Here is a 1613-nt window from a genome sequence, read left to right on the forward strand (position 1 = left end):
ACTACACCGACGGCTGCGCGACCTGCCAGCTCTATCTCTGCGACCGGTCGTGCAAGAACGACGCGGCCCGCAATGGCGTGCTGCCCGCGATCACCGAGCACGGCGCCCACCTGCTGACCCAATGCCGGGTGCTGCGCCTGGAAGCCGACCACACCCACATCCAGCACGCGATCGCCCAACACCACTCCGGCATGCTGACCCTCAAAGCCAAGGTCGTGGTGCTGGCCGCCGGCGCACTGGCCACCCCACTGCTACTGCTCGAGTCCCGCTCCGGGCAGTGGCCCAACGGACTGGCCAACAGCTCCGACTGGGTCGGGCGCAACCTGATGCGCCACCTCATGGACTGGATCGAAGTCTGGCCAGAACCCGGCTGCACGATCACGGCCGAAAACAAGGAGATCGGGCTCAACGACTTCTACTTCTGGGAAGGCCAGAAATACGGCACCCTACAGTCGGCCGGCGCAATGGCCAATTTGGCGTCCATCGACATGTTGACCAACCACCCGGGCTGGCAGCCAAGGCTACTGCGGCTGATAAGTCCGGCGGTGCGGCCTATTTACGATCGCTTCTTCAACGGTGGACTGCTGCTGGCCCCGATGATGGAAGACCTGCCGTATCTGGACAACCGCGTCCTGCCCAGCGATCGACCCGGCACTGACGGTCGCCAACGGCTGCAACTTCACTATCGATTACACCCCAGTGAGTCCCAACGCCGCCGGGTGTTCATCCGGCAGATAAAAGAGGTGTTGAAGCCGTTTCGCACGCTGACATTGCGGACCGGCGCGAACAACTCGACCCTCGGCCATGTCTGTGGCACCTGCCGCTTCGGTACCGATCCGAAAACCAGCGTGCTCGACCCGCACAACCGCGCCCACGAAGTGACCAACCTCTACGTGGTCGATGCGTCGTTTTTTCCCTCCAGCGCCGGCCTGAACCCCAGTTTGACGGTCGCGGCCAACGCCCTGCGGGTCGCCGAGCACGTCAACCAGACGCATTTCCCCGGCTGAAAGGTCGGGGTGTTCAGCTGACACGCTCGAGGCGGGCGAAGTTCTCCACGAGATCGGCGGCAGCGGCAACACTCTCGGCGGGTCTGGTCATCCGAGTGGCGATGCGGCGGGCGCGGGTCGCATAGTCCGGGGACAGGATCCGACGCAGATCGGCGACCAGCGATTCCTCGGTAGCGCTCGAAAAGCGCCGCGCAGTGCCCACTTTCAACCGCTTGATCGCAGCTCCCCACATCAGCTGGACGTCTGCCATCCAGAGGATCAACGTGGGCACGCCGGCGCGCAGGCCCGCGGCCGTGGTGCCCGCGCCGCCGTGGTGGACGACGGCACGACAGGCGGGAAAGATCGCCGCGTAGTTCACCGCGCCCACCACTTTGACGTGGTCGGAGTGAGCGGCGCTGCTGAAATCGGTCCAGCCGGCGCAAACCAGTGCCCGCTCGCCCAGTCGCGCACACGCGGCGTCGATCATGGCAAGTGTATCGGCGGGAGATTCGACCGGGATGCTGCCGAACCCGAAGCAAATGGGCGGCGTTCCCGCGGCGATCCACGAAGCGACGTCGTCATCGGCGCCCGTCGCCAACTCCATCGTCAACGTGCCGACGAAGGGCC

General features: G+C 65.3%; 2 protein-coding genes. One reads left to right on the forward strand and one right to left on the reverse strand.

The window, feature by feature from the left end; translation table 11 throughout:
• Nucleotides 1-1007 (forward strand): GMC oxidoreductase (locus AC2VON_RS11705; RefSeq protein WP_486953116.1); only part of this gene is annotated, 1007 nt, incomplete at its 5' end.
• Nucleotides 1008-1020: 13 nt separating this feature from the next.
• On the opposite strand, the gene AC2VON_RS11710 is transcribed toward AC2VON_RS11705, so the two are convergent.
• Nucleotides 1021-1613, reverse strand: a 593-nt coding sequence (locus tag AC2VON_RS11710) for a glycosyltransferase (protein ID WP_486953117.1), incomplete at its 5' end; no start/stop codon positions are given.

The sequence above is a fragment of the Mycobacterium sp. TH-M82 genome (assembly GCF_057473605.1).